Source organism: Nonomuraea lactucae, assembly GCF_003313395.1.
In the GTDB taxonomy this organism is placed as follows: domain Bacteria; phylum Actinomycetota; class Actinomycetes; order Streptosporangiales; family Streptosporangiaceae; genus Nonomuraea; species Nonomuraea lactucae.
In genome coordinates this window covers 1-2,517 of sequence record NZ_QNFZ01000628.1, presented here as the reverse complement: position 1 = coordinate 2,517, position 2,517 = coordinate 1, and the positions used below count along the sequence as shown (strand labels likewise).

General features: G+C 66.3%; 3 protein-coding genes. 2 read left to right on the top strand and 1 reads right to left on the bottom strand.

The genetic code is table 11. The features are described from left to right. The first annotated feature begins 81 nt into the window (after window positions 1-81). Both DQW85_RS44810 and DQW85_RS24465 read left to right on the top strand, forming a co-directional pair. Window positions 82-480, top strand: a complete 399-nt coding sequence (locus DQW85_RS44810; RefSeq protein WP_162795335.1) for an RICIN domain-containing protein — start codon at window positions 82-84, stop codon at window positions 478-480. 247 nt (window positions 481-727) lie between these two features. Beyond that, window positions 728-1,738, top strand: a complete 1,011-nt coding sequence (locus DQW85_RS24465) for a hypothetical protein (protein ID WP_162795334.1) — start codon at window positions 728-730, stop codon at window positions 1,736-1,738. A gap of 138 nt (window positions 1,739-1,876) precedes the next feature. On the opposite strand, the gene DQW85_RS24460 is transcribed toward DQW85_RS24465, so the two are convergent. Beyond that, window positions 1,877-2,517, bottom strand: a 641-nt coding sequence (locus tag DQW85_RS24460) for an SbcC/MukB-like Walker B domain-containing protein (RefSeq protein WP_275888251.1), incomplete at its 5' end; no start/stop codon positions are given.

Sequence of the window (2,517 nt, the reverse complement as noted above, 5' to 3'; positions counted from 1 at the left end):
TGATGTCGGCAGGCAAACGTCGACCTCGCGATCATGCTGTGACCAGCAGGCCACCGCCAAGGGATGAAAAGGGCTCATAGAGTGAATAAATCCTCCACCGGCCTTTGGGTGCGAGCGGGGCGACTCGGAGCCGGCACGCTCATCGCCCTGGTCGCGCTCACACTGCTGTCGACCCACGCCGCCCACGCCGACGGGAGAGTCCTCTGGCAGAACCAGGCCAACAACAATTATCTGGAGATCTGGCTGTCGTCGACGAGCGTCGGTGGTGAAGTGATCGTGTGGCCGGAGAATCCCACATCAATGAACCAGCGCTGGTGGGAATATGCGGCCAGCAACGGCTATCTCAGGTACGCCAACGCCAACAGCGGTCTGTCGATGTACAGTCAGAGCGGCTGCTTCTGGGGCATCATCCAAAACAATTGGGGCGGCGGCAGTCGAGGCAGTGGCGCACCCCCTATATCGAGCAACGGTGGCAGCTGATCAACCGAGCGGGCTGCAACAACGACCCCAACTGGGATGCCCTTTCCTGGGGCCTCATCAACGAGGGCGACGCGCGCGTGTACCTGGGACACTCCGGCATCCCCGCGAGGGACAACGGCTGCGCCCTGTTCAGCGGCGCGCAGATCATCAATTTGCGGTGTACCTGGAACGGCTGGCTGGGCTAGTACCCATGAGGAATGGAGAAGGAGCGTTGACCGAAAGACCTGACCTCAGCAGGAGATTGGCCGTGCCGGCTGTCGCCACAGTAACCGTCCTCCTGATCACGGGCGTATCAGTGCTCGTAACATCGAGTTCCAGCGGCCCTCCCGCACGCGATTCGCTGGTCCCTGCCGCGGCTTCCACGCAGGCCCGCGCGACGACGACACCACCGCCGTCAGTCGCCCCGCCTAGTTCCGATCCCGCAACGGAACCGCCCCTCGGCGATATCCCGGAAGTCACGAAAAGCAAGATCATCGCGATGCCGCTGGATCCGTACATGACACCGATGGAGGACATCGAGCTGATCGCGAAGGCCAGGAGCCTTGCGGCGCGGGACTGCATGCACGCTCTCGGGTACAAGGAATGGAAGATCGACACCGTGCCCATGGCCGCCACCACAAGTTACAAGGAAGCCGATCTCATTGATTATGTGGATCCGGCAGAGGCGGGCAAGTCAGGCTATCCAGGGATCTCTCCAAGGCAACCGCTGATCTTCGACCGCCGCGCGGCCACCACTGCAGGGCCCAGCCAGGAGGCGCTGGACGCGTACATGGGCAAGACGGTCAGAACCACGTCCGGAATCAGCGTCCCGGCGGGTGGCTGTGCGGAAGATGGGGATCGAAAGGTCCGCGCGACCGGTACGACGAACGTCGTCACCGAGCTTCCCGTTGATCCGCGCGACTTGGCTGCCGAGTCCAGATTCTCCGCACTGCGTGACAGCCGCATGCGGACGGCATTTCTCGCCTGGAGTAGCTGCATGGCCGGCAACGGCATGCGATATGCGGAGCCGTCCGCGGCCCGCCACGATCCGCGATGGGCAGGCCGCCGGGCCGAGTCTCCCGCGGGCGAGGACGAGAAACGCGTCGCCCAGGCCGATGGGTTATGCCAGCAGAAGGTCAACCTCGTCGGCACCTACAAGGCCCTCCAGGCCGCATACCAGAAGGAGATGATCGGTAAGCACGAATCGGCGCTCGCTACTGTCCCGCGAATCTTCAGAGGGTGGGTCGAGAACGCGGAACGCATCGTTGCCAAGGGTTGACGGTACTCATGCTGTGCTGCCTCCCTTTGAGCGGGCAGTACAGCTTCCCTTGCTGGTGTCCGTCCCGATGCGCTACGGCTCCCTTCGTTCCCTGACTGCGCCGTCTCGCAAGCGGCTCCGCTGCAGGGGCCAGGCTGCTCAGGCCGTGCCGGTCGTCGAGAGGGTCGAGCCGGTGCGGGTCTTGGCCACCTTGAGCTGGGCGGGGACGCGTGAGCGCAGCTCGGGGACGTGGCTGATGATGCCGACCGCGCGCCCGCCGTCGCGTAGCCCGTCGAGGATGTCGAGGACGCCGTCCAGCGTGTCCTCGTCCAGAGTGCCGAACCCCTCGTCCACGAACAGCGTGCCGATCTCGGCGCCGCCCGCCTCCGCCGTCACCACGTCGGCCAGCCCGAGGGCCAGCGCCAGCGAGGTGATGAAGCTCTCCCCGCCGGACAGCGTCGCCGGGTCACGGTCGACGCCGGTCCAGCCGTCGCAGACCCGCAGCCCGAGCCCACCGCCCGAACGCCCCCGCGCGCCCGCCGTCTTGCGCAGGTCGTGCCGGAGCAGGTAGCGGCCGGCCGACATGTGGTCGAGGCGTTCGTTGGCGGCGTCGACCACCTGCCTGAGCCGCTCGCCGAGCACGAACGACGACAGGCTCATGCTCCACTGGTTGTCGCTCGACGTGCCGCTGGCCAGGGCCGCGATGCGTTCGGCGAGCCGGTGCCGGTGGGCGGCCGGCCGCCAGCGGTCGAGGCAGGCGGCCAGCTCGGCCTGGAGCTCGCGCAGCCGCCGCTCCCTCG